We start from the raw sequence: 14615 nt of genomic DNA, 5'->3' as shown, positions 1-14615 counted from the left end.
GTCGTCCTGTCCGTATTGTTTAGTGTTCCAGCGCTTCTTCTATATGAGCCTCGACTTCCGGCGGTTGCAAGTTACCGGAAAGAAGTTTAGGTAGAAGGGTATCTCTCATCCGGGAAAGTGTTTCTATTTCTTTCGAGTTAAGAAGTAACATTTCGAACCAGATTTTTGTTTGTGAGCAAAAAATATCTGCCAATCCGTTATCGGGCACAAGTACAGGCATACTTTTGATAATTTTCGAGTTGACAGCGGTTGCGATCGAGGAAGTACTTCCGAGACTGCCATAATTAAATTGCTTCAAATAGCAGTACAGATATTCTTTATTCAAACCTTGCTCATAGTTTACAAAATGGGCAATAGCTTCATTGGTGGTTAGCACTTTCGTCGTCATACCTACGCGCCCTAACGTAAGCTTAAAGCTCAATAAAACTGCCCCTTCCGGTATCGTCCGCACGTTAAAAGTTTCAACTGCTTCTGGTATCAGGTATTCGCTGCTGTCCAAAATAAAGGGGCCAGAATTCCCCATATCCTTAATGGATATCCAAGTGTAGTTGCCAGTCTCTTGTTCACTAAACCACTGGCTCTCTTTGCGTGGAGGGGTCTTGCCGATAGCGACATCCGCAATTTTGTTTGCCTCCATGGTCATCCAGCCTGCCGGAATCCAGCCTAGGTCGGGGTGCTGTTCAAAGCTGTCGGGGAACAGGGCGCGGGTGGCCTCGGGCAATCGCCGAGGCTGAGTTTGAGTGTCACCTGCAAACAATGCCTGACGTAGTGCGGCGCGTTTGGCCAGTGGCTCAGGGATGGGATTGCCTATCGCCAGGGCATTGTCGATCACTGGGTCAAAATCCACAAACCAGCTCTTAAACAGCGCCTGCGCCATCTGCTCCAGGGTCTGGTTGGTTTGGGTGTTAATATTGATTCTGTCGTCCAGTGCTCTTAAGACGCCAGCAACATGTCGTTGCTCACTTAATGGTGGTAATGGCAAAATAACTTTGCGTAATTCACTCTGTTTAATTCCCTTGACTGTTGAGCCAGATGCCCTTGCTTCTAGCTGATGCTGAACTGAGTGAGATTGCAACAGATACTTTAGGTAGTCGTTTTCAACAACACTGGGGTTACCCCTCAAGGTGACAATTCGTTGAGCCAAAGCAACATTGGCACTGTCAAGCTGAGCCACCTCTCCAAGAGGTGCCTCGGTTGTTAATACAACGTCACCAACCTGTGGCAAGCCTCGCACCATCCATTCGTCGAAATTTTCTTCGGGGATAAATTCAGTCGGTGGTGTTAACCGCCCACCTTTAACGATCTTTGCTGTAATAAGGGGAATACCACTGTCTGACTTTTTCGGCGTCTTTCCCCGGTAATCGATAATAGCTTCCATTGCCTCTTCAATGGAAAGGGCGGCCCAAGATTTGGGTAAGTTAAATATCATAACCCAACTCCATCAAACTTTGTCTAATCTGCTTTTCCAGCTTGGCGGACTCTGCAAACTGACCACCCAGCTTGGCGGTCAGCTCTGCCATCTTGGTTTCAAAGGGGATGCCGTCGTCTTTCAGCTCGGCGGCACCGACATAGCGGCCCGGAGTCAGGACAAAGTCATTGGCCTTGATATCATCGAAGCTGGCGGATTTGCAGTAACCGGCCTGGTCCTCGTAGACACCGTCTTTGGCTTCGCCGCGCCAGGCGTGGTAGGTACGGGCGATCTCGGCGATGTCATCGGTGGTCAGCTCTTTTTGCTTGCGGCTGATCATGCTGCCCATGTTACGGGCGTCGATAAACAGGGTCTCACCTGTGCGCTTGCGGTAGCCCTTGGCTTCGTTGGCGGACTTATCCTTGGTCAGGAACCACAGACACACAGGAATCTGGGTGGTGTAGAAAAGTTGGCCCGGAAGTGCGATCATGCACTCAACCAAATCGTCTTCGATGATCTGCTGACGGATGGTGCCTTCGCCGCTGGTGTTGGAACTCATGGAGCCGTTGGCCAGCACGAAACCGGCGGTGCCCTGGGTGCTCAGCTTGGAGATCATGTGCATGATCCAGCCGTAGTTGGCGTTACCCACCGGCGGCACCTCGTATTCGGCCCAGCGGGGATCGTCGGTCAGCTCGGCATCGGCGCGCCATTTGCTCTGGTTGAAAGGCGGGTTGGCCATGATGTAGTCGGCCTTGAGATCCGGGTGCTGATCCTTGAAGAAGGTATCGCCCGCCACGTCGCCCAGATTACCGGCAATGCCCCGGATGGCCAGGTTCATCTTGGCCAGTTTGCGGGTGGTGTTGGCGTACTCCTGGCCGTAGATGGCCACGTCTTTCTGGTTGCCCTGGTGTGCCTGAATGAACTTGAGCGACTGCACGAACATGCCGCCGGAGCCGCAACAGGGATCATAGATCTTGCCCTTGTAGGGTTCCAGCATCTCGGCGATCAGGGTGACCACACACTTAGGGGTGTAGAACTCACCGCCGCGCTGGCCCTCACTGGCGGCAAACTTACCCAAGAAGTATTCGTATACCCGGCCTACCACGTCCTGCTCGCTGAGGTGGCAATCGTTGGCGATGGTGTCGATGTTGTTGATGGTGTCGATGAGGGACGCCAGCTTGCTGCTGTCCAGATCTAAACGGGAGAAGTAGTTGTCTGGCAGGGCACCCACTAGCGCCTTGTTGTTCTTCTCTACGGTGTTCATGGCGGTGTCGATGACCAGCGCCAGATTGTCCTGCTTGGCGTGCTTGAGGATGTGGCTCCAGCGCGACTCTTGCGGCAGGTAGAACACGTTCTCCATGGTGTAGAAGTCGACCATATCGACAAAGTCTGCGCCGTACTGGTCAACGACCTGGAGCTTGCGCGCTTCGAACTTATCGCTGATGAACTTGAGGAAGATCAGGCTCAGCACCACGTGCTTGTATTCGGCGGACTCGACGCTGCCACGCAGCTTGTTGGCGCTGTCCCAGAGGGACTCTTCAAAGCCTTTGCTGGCCTTGGACGCTGGCTTTTTGGCCATGTTCGGTTCTCGTAATGGAGGAAATCGCCTGATGTTAACACGTTGACAGGTGCCGGTAGCACTGTCTGTGGTTAGTTTTTCTTAAATCCGGAGTTGAGTTTTGTTCATCTCCTCGGTTCGCTTCCCTGCCTACACAGAGACCGAGCCGAGGAGCAAAAATGGTGGGGGTCATATGGCGGTCAGGCTGTTATCGTCGATGCGGAGCTTGCCCTTTACTACCAGCGCCTCAAGCCAGCGGCTGAAGTTGGCGGTTTTCATGCCAAGTTTCTTCAAGTCGTCGATGATGAGTTTGCGGTCAGTGCCGTCCCCTTTGGCCTGACGAGAGCGTACAGCCTGCCAGACGGCCATCTGATTCTGGGTCAGGGGTTGCGGCTCGCTGTCACTCTCCTCGACGATGAAACCCTCATCGAGGACGACGAGGCTGGTGACGGGATCGCCATCGTTATCCTCGAACAGGGTGACCGGGCGCAGCGGATAGGCCAGCTGAGTTGCCCCGCAGTCATCCTTCATCTTGGTGCAGGTGAGGGTGGCGGCCAGCTGGGAGCCTTCCAACCGGGACACGGAGAACTCAAAATCGGCAGCAGCTCGAAGCGCCGAGCTGCCTCTGGCTCCCTTGTCGGCATCTTTACCACTGTGGTGGATAACAAGCACTGCTGCCCCGGTAAGGCGGCGTAGCTCATCGCACCTGGCAATGAACTGGTTCATGTCGGCGGTCTTGTTTTCGTCGGCACCGGCGAAGCAGCGGGCCAGGGTGTCGAGGATGATCAGTCCCACCGGCTCGTCCTGGCCAAACTGCTTTACTGTCTCCACCAGGGTGGTCAGCTGATGGGGTTCGGTGACGTAAACCGGCTGGGTAATAACCGCCAGATCCTGGATGGGGCGGCCATCGTTGACCGACTCCTCCCAGGCCTTGATGCGGCGGGGGACACCAATCCCCCCCTCTCCGGCGATGTAAATGACCTTGCTTTGTTGGGTGCGATAGCCGTTCCAGTCCCGCCCTGCGGCAATGTGGCAGGCTATGGATAGGGCGATAAAGCTCTTAAAGTGCCCGGAGGGACCGTAGATCAAACCGAAGCTATCGGCGGGAAGGTGTCCCTTAATCAGGTAATTGGCCTGATAGTCGTACCCTTGTGAGCCGATGGTGAAGGGAAAGCAACCCTGCTCAGGCAGCTCGGATGGCTGAACGGCCCTCTGGGCTGCCGCCTTACCGTCCTGTAAGGCGCGATCCACAGTGGCGCTGATCTCCGAGGGGGGCAGTCCGGCCATCGTCGCCGCGGTGATTAACTCCTGCGTGATGGGTTCAAGGAGGAGGCATTCCCGGTAGGCGATCTTGCCGCACTCGAAAGCGCAGCGGTTCAGGGTGTCGTTGCGTACGCCCTCTGTGGCACTGCTTACCTCCAGATACAGCTGCGTAAGCTCATCAGGGGGAACGGCCTCCGGACAACCCTGACGCACCAGTTGTCGATTCGGGTGGTTGTAATCGGTTTCCGGGTCGTCACTGAAGCGGGAGTCCCTCTGGGTATTGCACAGCTTCTGCACCTGGGCCTCGGTCAGCTCTGGAGGTGTGGCCTCACTGGGATTCTGTTGCCACCGATATTGGCTTAACTCTCCCTGGCGATTCCTGACTCTGGACGGGGGAGCTACCACATAGCCGCCATCGCCACGAATGTCTACTTTGTCGACGACTCCAGCACGGTTGCCAGAAGGGATCGGGCTTCGGAACCAGTAGTGCAGGCCACCATTACAGGTGAGTACCAGGGGGGCCAGACCCCAGGGGAGGGGGCTGCCAACAAGCTGGTCGATCTGTTGCCGGGCTTGCTGCTGCAGCTCTGGCGTCGCCTGGTCGATGTCGACAACCAACAAACCAGACGGCTGCCCGGTGATTATGCCGAGATTGCCGGAGTGGGGCTGAAACTGCTGGACCTCCTCTTCGGTGATTTTTTGGCCCTGGCAGTGCTTCCAGGGACCGGCAGGTATTTTTGATTCCTGTGCCAGCTTGATGGGGGTGTACCCCAGCTCTCGGTAGCGATGGGCGAATTTCAGCATTAGACCTCCTCCTCCTGAGGGCGGGAGGGGATCTGCTGCTCCATCCATGCCTGGACTTCGGACTCCACCCAGACTGAGGTTCTAGGACCCAGCTTGATGCTCTTGGGAAAGTTTCCGCTGGCCATGCGGGCGTAGATGTTGGACTCAGAAAGGCTGGTGGTGTTAACGATATCTTTGATTTTGATAAAGCGAACGGTCATAGCTCAGACTCCTCTGTGGTTCTGGCTACACCTTAAATGTCCTGAAAAAAAGGGTGTCCTCGCTAATAATGGCGATTCTTAGGAATTAGCGCCCCTTTTCAAAGCGATGGCTTTGCATACCAATAGGTGAGGCTCGGCCCGACGCTGATCGATAGCAGTTAAGACGAGTGCGAGTACAGCCTCAAACGGGCCGTTTCGGGTAGTGGTGGCCTTGATGCCCAGGTGTTGCTCCAAGCCGTTGGCAATATCCACGGCTAACTGATGCAGCGCAGACTTAGGTAATTTGCCCCTGGCACAATAAGGTGCGATTGCATTCTCGGCTTCGATTGCTTGCCCCTCAAAGGCACCCGTCCGCGTTAGCATCTCCTGCGTGGTGGATCTGGCAAGGTAGTCTGAGACGTTAGAATCAATGCACTCTCGGGCCATTGGAGACAGCGCCTGTAGCGCTTGGTGCAGTGCCGTTGAGGCGGCGGTGACGCCCTTTAGCTCGGCGTAGACTCGTGCCGGGGAGTCCGTGCGGTTGATCTCCTCCTGGCCCTGATAAAAGTTGATGGCCCGCTCCAGGTCGCAGAAGAACTGATCCGGTATTGAGGTCAGATCGGTGGTGGCCAGCAGTTGCTGCTCTATATGCTGGCACAGATCGGGGCTGATACTGGTTGGCTGCAGGTCTGTATTTCCGTAGGCCATCCAGCTAAGGCGTTTTTTGGTCATTGGTAACCTCCCTGGTTATGCGATGGTGTCAGTTTCCTGGGTGATGGCATCCACCTGAGCCTGGACGATGAAGTTACTCCACCACTCCATCATCGCCCGACGACGTTGGACGTACTCGCTGCGGTTGTAGCTGGCGCGGGTCTCATTCTTGTCCAGGTGGGCCAGTGCGGTTTCGATCAGATCCGGTTCGAATCCATGGTCATTGAGGGCGGTCGAGGCGATGGAGCGCAGGCCATGAGAGCAAAGTGTGTCTTTTAGTCCCATCCGTTTTAGTGCCGCATTGACGGACTGGCTGTTGATGGGACCGGTGGGCTTGTTTGGACTTTTGAATACGTACTGGTCCTTGCCGGAAACCGGCTTCATGGTCTCCAGGATTTTGATCATTGGTGGGGTAAGCGGTATCACATGGCGGCGTCGGCGTTTCATGCGTTCGGCGGGAATGCACACCAGCTGATTGTCCCAGTCGATGTCATCCCACTGCAGGTTGGCCGCTTCACCGGGTCGGGCAATTGCGTGTAACGACCAGAAGAAGCAGTTGCGCACGGCCAGGGATACCTGGGTGTTGGCTATCTGCGCCAGAACCACCGGTAGCTGCTCCGGCTGGATGCTGGGCAAGTGCTGTTTTTTCGGTGCCGGGAAGGCTTCCTGAACCTTTGCCAGTGGATTGGCAATAATTACTCCGGTGTTGGTGGCAAAAGTCATAATCTGATTGACGCGGCTGCAGACGCGACGCAGGGTTTCTAGGGTGCCCTTGGTGGCCAGGGGGCGCAGGACGTCGATAAATAGGGGGGCAGTGATCTCCCCGATGGCAGTACTGCCAAGCTCGGGGAAGACGTGCAGCTCCAGCGAGGACCAGATGTCAGTGGCGTAATCGTCAGTGACTTTGGTCTTCTTCACCTCGAACCATTGTTCGGCTACTGCTCTCAAACTGGTGGCGTGTGCCAGCTGCCGACGAACCTTCTCACTTTTCCAGTGCTGATGTGGGTCGATGTCCTGGGCCAGTAGCGCTTGGGCTTCACTACGTTTGTCCCGAGCGTTGGCCAGTGTCACCGCTGGGTATGCTCCCAGTGAGATGTATTTGCGCTTGCGGGTGAAGGGGTGCTGATAGCGCAGACGCCACAGCTTGGATCCAGAGGTGTCGAGCTTTAACTCCAGCCCCTGGCCATCGTAAAGCGTCGGATTTTTCTTGGTCGGCTTTGCCAGGCGGATCTGGGTATCAGTAAGTGGAAGCGTCCTGCGGCCCATAGTGGTTCCCTGTAGATATGCCATGGATAAAAAATATACTACAGATTCTATGCCTATTCGACCAGGTCTATGGCAATGTCATGGGGAGTGACGGGGAATAAAAAAGGCCGTAACTCACTGAGCTACGGCCTCTTATAAGTGTACTGGAGAGTATCCAGTAGTGATGTTTGGTGGAGTCGGGGGGAGTTGAACCCCCGTCCGAAAAACCTACATCCTCGGTACTACATGCTTAGCCGACTCTTTTAGTTAACCCTTCGCAGCGCCGAGCGGCAGGCTTTGCTAGGGCGATCCAGATTAGTTTTAACGCTTTGTCTACTGGAGAAGACGCCACGCGATCCTATATGGCTTGACTACCTGATTCCTCACCCAATAGGCGGGGGGTTGGAGGTAGGCGATCTAACCGCTATTTAGGCGGCGATTGCGTAGTTTTCGTCGTTTGCGACTATTAAAATGCGGCTTTTTTACGAGGCCAACCGCACCTCGGCATGCACCTTGGGTTTCAAGAATCCCGTCGAATCCAAAATCGACCCCAGGAAGTTGCAGTATACCACCGAAAGCACGCTGGCTCCAAGTCCGGCTTGAACAAGGTTTAAGCGGTTAGCGGTTTGAACCCTTCATGACCCGAGCTTTTTCGCGGTCCCAGTCACGTTGTTTGGCGTCATCACGCTTGTCGTGCTGCTTCTTACCGAAGCCCAGACCAAACTCCAGCTTCACCCAGGCTTTCTTCCAATACAGGGCGATCGGAACCATGCTGTAGCCTTTTCGCTCCACCAGGCCCATGAGCCGATCCAGCTCACGGCGTTTCAGCAGCAGCTTGCGCAGGCGCAGCGGATCCGCCACCACATGGGTGGATGCGGTGTTCAGTGGCGTGATGGTGCAGGCGTGAAGGTAAGCCTCGCCATCTTTAATTTGAATGAAGCCTTCGGTCAGGTTTACCTTGCCCATCCGAAGGGATTTAACTTCCCATCCCTGCAGGGACAGACCCGCCTCAATCTTCTCCTCAATGTGGTACTCGTGTCGCGCCTTTTTGTTCAGGGCGATGGTTGAGGAGGTGGGCTTGGATTTCTTTGAATTTTTCTTAGCCATAGGCGCACCATTATACCCGTCTTAGATAGATTTGGTATGACCTTAGACGCTGGATTGGTACAATGGCGGCAGAATATTGATGGGAGATTGAGTGAATGCCGCAGATAAACCGCAGCGCACTGGTTCGATTCAGTGCGCAGCAGATGTACGACCTGGTCAACGACGTGGCGTCTTACCCGCAGTTTCTTCCCGGGTGTGTCGGCGGCGAAGTGCACAGCCACGAAGCCGAACAGATGGTAGCGACTGTCGCGGTGAAGAAAGCGGGCATCGCTCAGAGTTTTACCACCATTAACAGCCTGACCCAGAATGAAAAGGTGTCGATGAAGTTAAAGGAGGGGCCCTTCAGCAGTCTGCAGGGTGATTGGAACTTTAAGGCACTGACCGACAGTGCCTGCAAAGTGGAGTTGAGCCTGTCGTTTGAGTTTGCCAATCCGGTCGCGCAAAAAGCCTTTGGTAAGATCTTTAACGACCTGGCTCAGAATATGGTGATGGCGTTTTCCGAACGCGCCAAGGAGGTTTACCGTGGTTGAAGGGTTTTCTGTTGATGTAGTGTATGCCCTGCCGGATGGGGCAACGGTGATTTCGGTGCAGGCTCATGCGGACAACACCGCTGAGCAACTGGTGCGTGACAGCGGCATGCTGGCCCGTCACCCGGAGATCGATCTGAGCAAGAACAAGCTGGGAGTGTTTAGCCGTCAGATTAAAGCCGATTACTCGGTTCAACCCGGTGAGCGGATCGAGATCTACCGGCCGTTGATTGCCGACCCTAAAGAGGTGCGCAAACGCCGCGCCGAACAGGCGAAGGCCCCCAAGGCGGGCTAGACTGGCTTTTATTGCATTGATAACAGGCTCCCTCGGGAGCCTGTTTTGGTTATGGGGCCCAGTTCAGTCCCAGAGCGTCCACCGGGTTGGGGTGGCGGAAGCGGTAGCCGAGTTGGCGTTTTAGCTTGTCGCAGTTCACCAGCCGGTAGGGGCGCGGATCGGCGATAAAGATCGGTGGCGCCAGCCCGGCCAGTTCGCAGGAGCGGCTGTACAGCTCCCGCCGGCTGGGGTGCTCGCAGGCACTGGCGTTAAACACCTCACCCCAGGCCCCCTGTTCGATGATGGCGCTGATGATGCCGATGCAGTCATCGCGGTGAATCATATTAACCGGGTCATCGGCGCCGCCAAGTTCGCGTCCGGAAAAGTAGCGCCCTGGCTGGTAGTCACCGCCAATCAGGCCGGAGAAGCGCACTACGGTAGTGGCGACACGCTTGAGCGAGGTAAAGCAGGCTTCGATGTCCAGCCAGGGGCAGTCGCTAAAGGGGGACTCAATCCGCTCGGCATCCGCTTCGGTGACTTCGCGGTTGTTTTGCGGGTACACCGAGGTGGCACTGATGAACACCAGTTTTTCGATGGCCGAGGCCTCGATGGCGGTCGCCAGGTGGGCCATCTGGTGTAGGTAGAACCGAGGTTTACCGTCCCCCTTAGAGGGGGGAATGGTGACCACCGCCACCCGTGCGTTGAGCAGGGGATGACCGTCCAGGTCGCTGTGAGGGGTCAACTTCAGCAGGTGGGGGGTGACACCGGCCTGTTGCAGCAGGGGCAGTTTTTCGCTGCGGGTGGTGCTGCCCAGTACCGGGTGGCCGAGTTCGGCGAAGTGTCGGGCCAAAGGCAGGCCAAGCCAGCCGCAGCCAATGATGGAGATGGGGGGCATGGGATCCCTTAATTGATGACTTTGAGAATAATTCTCATTAATCAGGGGCGGGATTGCAAAGGCCGGGATCAAAAGAGCCGGCGATGCCGGCTTTTTCGTTAGGGTGTGGTGACCCCGGGGGGCGTGAGCGCCGAATCGTGCAGTGGCGTATTGAACTGCTCTGACAGGGTGTAGTCACCGGTGATCTGGGTAACCTTGTCGTCGTGGAATCTGACCACAAGCTCTTTGCGGGTCAGTTCATTGGTGCGGCCATTTTTGTACTGGTACACGTAGTACCAGGTGTCATCGGCAAAGCTGTCGCGCAGTACCGGTCGGCCAAGAATGAATTCAACCTGCTCCCGGGTCATCTCAATGCGCAGTTTTTCAACCTGATTGTCTTCGATGAAGTTGCCTTGTGGGATGTCAATCTTGTACACCATCCAGTCGAAAACCGAACATCCGCTGAGGGTTACTGCGGCCACTGCCGCCAGTAACAAGTGTTTGAACTGCTTCATGCTGTTTGTTTTTGTCCCCTAAACGTGAGCCCCGATGATACCCCAGCCTTGAAGTGGCACAAAGGGAAAATGTTACCAAACTGAGACTCGTAAAGGTCACTATGGTTCCCCGCCGCTCTTTCGTCGGTGACGGTCAGGGATAAAAAAAGGCCGGCAAAGCCGGCCCTTGGGTTCACTCATGAGGAAGGAGTGGGATTACAGTGCGCCTTTAAACAGGGCAGAGATCTCTTCGTGTGTGGCTTGCTTAGGGTTAGTCAGGCCACAGGCGTCGTTCAGGGCGTTGGTTGCCAGAGTCGGAATGTCTTCCTCTTTCACACCCAGTTCGGTCAGGTTGGCAGGGATGCCGATGTCCTTGGACAGAGTGCGAATCGCTTCCAGAGCCGCTTCGGCGCCTTGCTCGTCGGTCATGCCGCTGATGTCGACACCCATAAACTGGGCCACCTTGGCCAGACGCTCTGGCACAACCTGAGCGTTGTACGCCTGTACGTGAGGCAGCAGGATGGCGTTACATACGCCGTGTGGCAGGTCGTAGAAACCACCCAGTTGGTGCGCCATGGCGTGTACGTAACCCAGGCTGGCGTTGTTGAAGGCCATGCCGGCCAGGAACTGGGCATAGGCCATCTGATCACGGGCGGCGATGTCCTGACCGTTGTTTACCGCATCACGCAGGTTGTCGGCGATCAGGGTAAAGGCTTTTTCTGCACAGGCGTCGGTGATGGGGTTGGCGGCGATGGATACGTAGGCTTCCACGGCGTGAGTTAGCGCATCCATACCGGTGGCTGCAGTCAGCGCCTTAGGCTTGTCCAGCATCAGCTCAGGATCGTTCACCGACAGCAGTGGGGTGGTGTTCTTGTCGACGATGGCCATCTTAATGTGACGCTCTTCATCGGTAATGATGCAGAAGCGGGTCATTTCAGAGGCGGTGCCGGCGGTGGTGTTGATGGCCACCAGAGGCATTTGCGGCTTGGGAGATTTATCCACGCCTTCGTAGTCGGCAATGCTGCCACCGTTGGCGGCGACCAGGGCGATGCCTTTGGCACAGTCGTGCGGGGAGCCGCCACCCAAGGAGATAACGAAGTCACAGTCGTGCTCTTTCAGCAGCGCCAGACCGGCGTTAACGTTGCCCACGGTTGGGTTAGGTTGAGTACCGTCAAAAATCACGGTTTCCACCCCTTTGGCAGTCAACTTGGCAGTCACCTTGGCAACCAGGCCCACTTCAACCAGAACCTTATCGGTTACGACCAAAGCGCGTTTAAAACCCAGTGCGGCGATATCGTCGGCGGCGGAGTCTACCGCGCCGGTGCCCAGAGTATTGACTGATGGGATGAAGAACTTTGCAACTGACATGGCCAGTCTCCTATCAAAGTGAAATAAAATCTCTATCTGGGGCCAAAATAACGTTAAACAGGTAGGTTTTGTGTGATATGGCACCTATTTCTGTGTGAAAATTACAGAAAATGGCGAGAATACTACGGATGTAAAAAAAGAAGTAATATCGGCGACTTGGGTGGCAAAAATCAGAATAACGTGCGCAAAAGCTGTGATCTGGGTCGGGTTTTGGCGGCGGGGTGTGATCGGGCGATGCGCCCGATCAGCGGAAAGTTGCGCCGAGTGGCATTCAGGTCTGAGGTTGAGGCTCCATCAACAACTCTCGAGCATTGGCCAGGGTGTTTTCGGTGATGCTGTCGCCTCCCAGAAGACGCGCCAATTCGTCCAGGCGGTCGCCGTTCGACAGCGCCGCCATCTGAGTTTCGGTCACCTTGCCCTTGGTGGATTTGCTGACAAACATGTGGTTGTGGCCGTTGCCGGCGACCTGAGGCAGATGGGTCACGCAGAACACCTGAGTGGCGTCTCCCAGAGTACGCAACATTCGACCGACCACGGCGGCGGTGGGACCGGAGATCCCCACGTCCACTTCGTCAAAAATAAGAGTTGGGGTTGAGACCTTCTTGGCGGTGATCACCTGAATGGCCAGGCTGATTCGTGACAGCTCACCGCCGGAGGCCACTTTGCCAAGAGGCTGCAGCGGCTGGCCCGGGTTGGTGGAGACCTGGAACTGGATGCGGTCGCCGCCGGCCGGAGACACGCTGCCGTCGTCGAACTGCACCCCGATCTGGAACTTGGCGTGGGGCAGGGCCAGTTCGCGCAAGTTGGCGGTCACCAACTTGTTGAGCTCTTTGGCGTAGCGCTGGCGGCTCTTGTTCAGGCGTTGGGCCGCTTGCAGGTAGGCGTCCATGGCCTGCTGCCGCTCCCCCTCCAGCTCATCCAGCCGCTGCTCGCTGGCACTGAGGCTTTTCAGCTCGTCTGCCAGGCTCTGATGCAGCTGCGCCAGTTCGGTGGCCTTGACCTGATGTTTGCGGGCCAGGGTCATCGCCCTTGAGAGGCGCTGCTCCAGCTCGTCGAAACGTTGTGGATCCAGCTCCAGCGACTGGTGGTAGTGAGCCAGTTCGTTGGCGCCCTCCTGCAACTGGATCAGGCCTTCGTGCAACAGTGCCAGACCCGGCTCCAGCGCCTTATCGTCACCGGCCAGGGACTCCACCTCGGCAATGGCCTGCTGCAGCAAGCCGACGGCGCTGACCTCATCGCCGTCGCTGAGCAGATACACCGCTCGTTGGCTCTGTTCCATCAGGGTGGTGCAGTTGGCCAGACGACGGTGCTCGGTTTCGATGGTTTCGAACTCGCCGGGCTCAAGGGCAAACTCATCCAGCTCCTGCACCTGATACTCCAGCAGCTGCTGGCGGGCCTGGCGTTGCTGCTGCTCCTGCTGCAGTCGTGCCAGCTCGTTATCCAGGTGTTTCCAGCGGCGGTAGCCGTCGCTGCATCCCTCCAGCAGGGCCCGGTGGCCGGCGTATTGATCCAGCAGTGACAGCTGGGTGTGACTCTGCAGCAGTCCCTGGTGGGCGTGTTGGCCGTGGATGGTGATCAACAGTTGGCCCAGTGCCTTGAGCTGGGCCAGGGGCACCGGCTGGCCGTTGATCCAGGCTTTGGAGCGGCCTTCGCTGCTGATGCTGCGGCGCAGAATGCACTCGTCATTGTCATCGAGGTCGTTGTCCGCCAGCCAGCGGCGGGCGGCGTCGATAAGCCGGAGATCGAAACAGGCACTGATCTCTGTTTTGCCGGCGCCGGGGCGAACCATGGCGGCCTCGGCCCGGGCACCCAGGCACAGGCCAAGGGCATCAATGGCGATGGATTTACCGGCACCGGTTTCTCCGGTGATGGTGGTCATGCCCTGGTGAAAATCCAGTTCCAGGAACTTAACAATGGCGAAATTGGAAACCGTAAGTTGAGTCAGCATCTCTCTGCCCTGTATGAATAGACATACTGTATAGAACAACAGTATATGTATTTTCCCTGTTCAGTAAAGCACCAGCGGCAAAAAGTTGTACAGCGGCCCAACTCTTCCTATGTTTTCAAAGAGCCGCGGTGGCGGTGACTAACGGGAGAGTCCGTATGATTGCGGTGGTAACAGGCAGTAACCGGGGGTTGGGCTGGCACGTGGCCCACCAGTTGGCCGGTCAGGAGTATCATGTGGTGGCCTGTGCCCGCCGGCATGAGGATGCCATGGCGGTGGCGGCGTCCATTCGTCAGCAGGGGGGCGAGGCCAGCCCGTTTGCCCTGGATGTCACCCATCCGGAGCAGATTCAGGAGTTGGCGGCATGGCTGACTGAGTTGTTCGGCGGCGTCGAGGTGCTGGTCAATAACGCTGGCGTCCTGCTGGATCAGGGGTTGCCGCTGTCGGCCATCAGCTTGTCACAATGGCAGCGGACCCTGGACACGAATCTGACCGGGGCGATGCTGATGTGCCAGATGATTCTGCCATTGATGCGGGCCAGCCATTACGGCCGCATCGTCAATGTCTCTTCCGGTTACGGCTCGCTGGCGGAGATGGGCGAGCATCAGGCCGCCTATCGGGTGTCCAAGGCCGGCCTGAATGCGTTGACGCGGGTGCTGGCGGCGGAAACCGCCGATGATGGCATCAAGGTCAATGCCGTGTGTCCGGGCTGGGCCCGTACCGACATGGGCGGGCCTCAGGCCAGCCGGGAGCCGGCCGATTCGGCGCGCTGGATCACCTGGGCGGCCACTCTGGACGATCATGGCCCCAGTGGTGCCTTTCTGCGTGACGGTCAGCCCATCGAGTTTTGAGACAAAG

13 protein-coding genes, 1 other RNA gene and 1 pseudogene are annotated in these 14615 nt (G+C 56.7%); 3 read left to right on the top strand and 12 right to left on the bottom strand.

Annotated features, from left to right (window positions below):
• Nucleotides 1-19: 19 nt before the first annotated feature.
• The 8 genes from BLT77_RS06660 to smpB form a co-directional block, all read right to left on the bottom strand.
• Nucleotides 20-1429: a restriction endonuclease subunit S gene (locus tag BLT77_RS06660; RefSeq protein WP_090363830.1), complete on the bottom strand. Its 1410-nt coding sequence runs from the start codon at nucleotides 1427-1429 to the stop codon at nucleotides 20-22.
• A complete protein-coding gene (locus tag BLT77_RS06655) occupies nucleotides 1419-2987 on the bottom strand; it encodes a class I SAM-dependent DNA methyltransferase (protein ID WP_090363828.1) in 1569 nt (522 codons plus the stop codon). The genes BLT77_RS06660 and BLT77_RS06655 overlap by 11 nt, the downstream gene beginning before the upstream one ends.
• Before the next feature lie 168 nt (nucleotides 2988-3155).
• Complete coding sequence (locus BLT77_RS06650) at nucleotides 3156-5033, bottom strand: AAA family ATPase (RefSeq protein WP_176819214.1); 1878 nt, start codon at nucleotides 5031-5033, stop codon at nucleotides 3156-3158.
• Nucleotides 5033-5233, bottom strand: coding sequence for a helix-turn-helix transcriptional regulator (locus tag BLT77_RS06645; RefSeq protein WP_090363822.1), 201 nt, complete (start codon nucleotides 5231-5233; stop codon nucleotides 5033-5035). The genes BLT77_RS06650 and BLT77_RS06645 overlap by 1 nt, the downstream gene beginning before the upstream one ends.
• Before the next feature lie 78 nt (nucleotides 5234-5311).
• Nucleotides 5312-5944: a hypothetical protein gene (locus BLT77_RS06640; protein WP_090363819.1), complete on the bottom strand. Its 633-nt coding sequence runs from the start codon at nucleotides 5942-5944 to the stop codon at nucleotides 5312-5314.
• 15 nt (nucleotides 5945-5959) lie between these two features.
• Nucleotides 5960-7189, bottom strand: a complete 1230-nt coding sequence (locus BLT77_RS06635) for an integrase domain-containing protein (protein ID WP_090363816.1) — start codon at nucleotides 7187-7189, stop codon at nucleotides 5960-5962.
• Between the two features lie 168 nt (nucleotides 7190-7357).
• Nucleotides 7358-7720, bottom strand: a transfer-messenger RNA (tmRNA) gene (gene ssrA, locus BLT77_RS06630).
• 66 nt (nucleotides 7721-7786) lie between these two features.
• Nucleotides 7787-8275, bottom strand: a complete 489-nt coding sequence (gene smpB / locus BLT77_RS06625; RefSeq protein WP_090363813.1) for an SsrA-binding protein SmpB — start codon at nucleotides 8273-8275, stop codon at nucleotides 7787-7789.
• Nucleotides 8276-8370: 95 nt separating this feature from the next.
• Here smpB and BLT77_RS06620 point away from each other — a divergent pair, with 95 nt between their 5' ends.
• Nucleotides 8371-8805, top strand: a complete 435-nt coding sequence (locus BLT77_RS06620; protein WP_090363811.1) for a type II toxin-antitoxin system RatA family toxin — start codon at nucleotides 8371-8373, stop codon at nucleotides 8803-8805.
• Nucleotides 8798-9097, top strand: a complete 300-nt coding sequence (locus tag BLT77_RS06615; protein ID WP_090363809.1) for an RnfH family protein — start codon at nucleotides 8798-8800, stop codon at nucleotides 9095-9097. The genes BLT77_RS06620 and BLT77_RS06615 overlap by 8 nt, the downstream gene beginning before the upstream one ends.
• 49 nt (nucleotides 9098-9146) lie before the next feature.
• On the opposite strand, the gene BLT77_RS06610 is transcribed toward BLT77_RS06615, so the two are convergent.
• The 4 genes and pseudogenes from BLT77_RS06610 to recN all read right to left on the bottom strand — a co-directional run bounded on the left by BLT77_RS06610 (nucleotide 9147) and on the right by recN (nucleotide 13760).
• Nucleotides 9147-9971 carry a Rossmann-fold NAD(P)-binding domain-containing protein gene (locus BLT77_RS06610; RefSeq protein WP_090363806.1) on the bottom strand — a complete coding sequence of 275 codons (825 nt, stop codon included), beginning with the start codon at nucleotides 9969-9971 and terminating at the stop codon, nucleotides 9147-9149.
• Between the two features lie 104 nt (nucleotides 9972-10075).
• A pseudogene (locus BLT77_RS06605) lies at nucleotides 10076-10465 on the bottom strand (outer membrane protein assembly factor BamE); the annotation flags it as partial.
• 195 nt (nucleotides 10466-10660) lie between these two features.
• Nucleotides 10661-11812, bottom strand: coding sequence for an L-threonine dehydrogenase (gene yiaY / locus BLT77_RS06600; RefSeq protein WP_090363801.1), 1152 nt, complete (start codon nucleotides 11810-11812; stop codon nucleotides 10661-10663).
• A 271-nt stretch (nucleotides 11813-12083) separates the two neighbouring features.
• Complete coding sequence (gene recN / locus BLT77_RS06595; protein ID WP_090363798.1) at nucleotides 12084-13760, bottom strand: DNA repair protein RecN; 1677 nt, start codon at nucleotides 13758-13760, stop codon at nucleotides 12084-12086.
• A 155-nt stretch (nucleotides 13761-13915) separates the two neighbouring features.
• Here recN and BLT77_RS06590 point away from each other — a divergent pair, with 155 nt between their 5' ends.
• Nucleotides 13916-14608, top strand: coding sequence for an SDR family oxidoreductase (locus BLT77_RS06590; RefSeq protein WP_090363795.1), 693 nt, complete (start codon nucleotides 13916-13918; stop codon nucleotides 14606-14608).
• Nucleotides 14609-14615: the final 7 nt, after the last annotated feature.

Source organism: Ferrimonas sediminum, assembly GCF_900100175.1.
Taxonomy (GTDB): domain Bacteria; phylum Pseudomonadota; class Gammaproteobacteria; order Enterobacterales; family Shewanellaceae; genus Ferrimonas; species Ferrimonas sediminum.
This window is presented reverse-complemented; position numbering and strand designations above follow the sequence as displayed.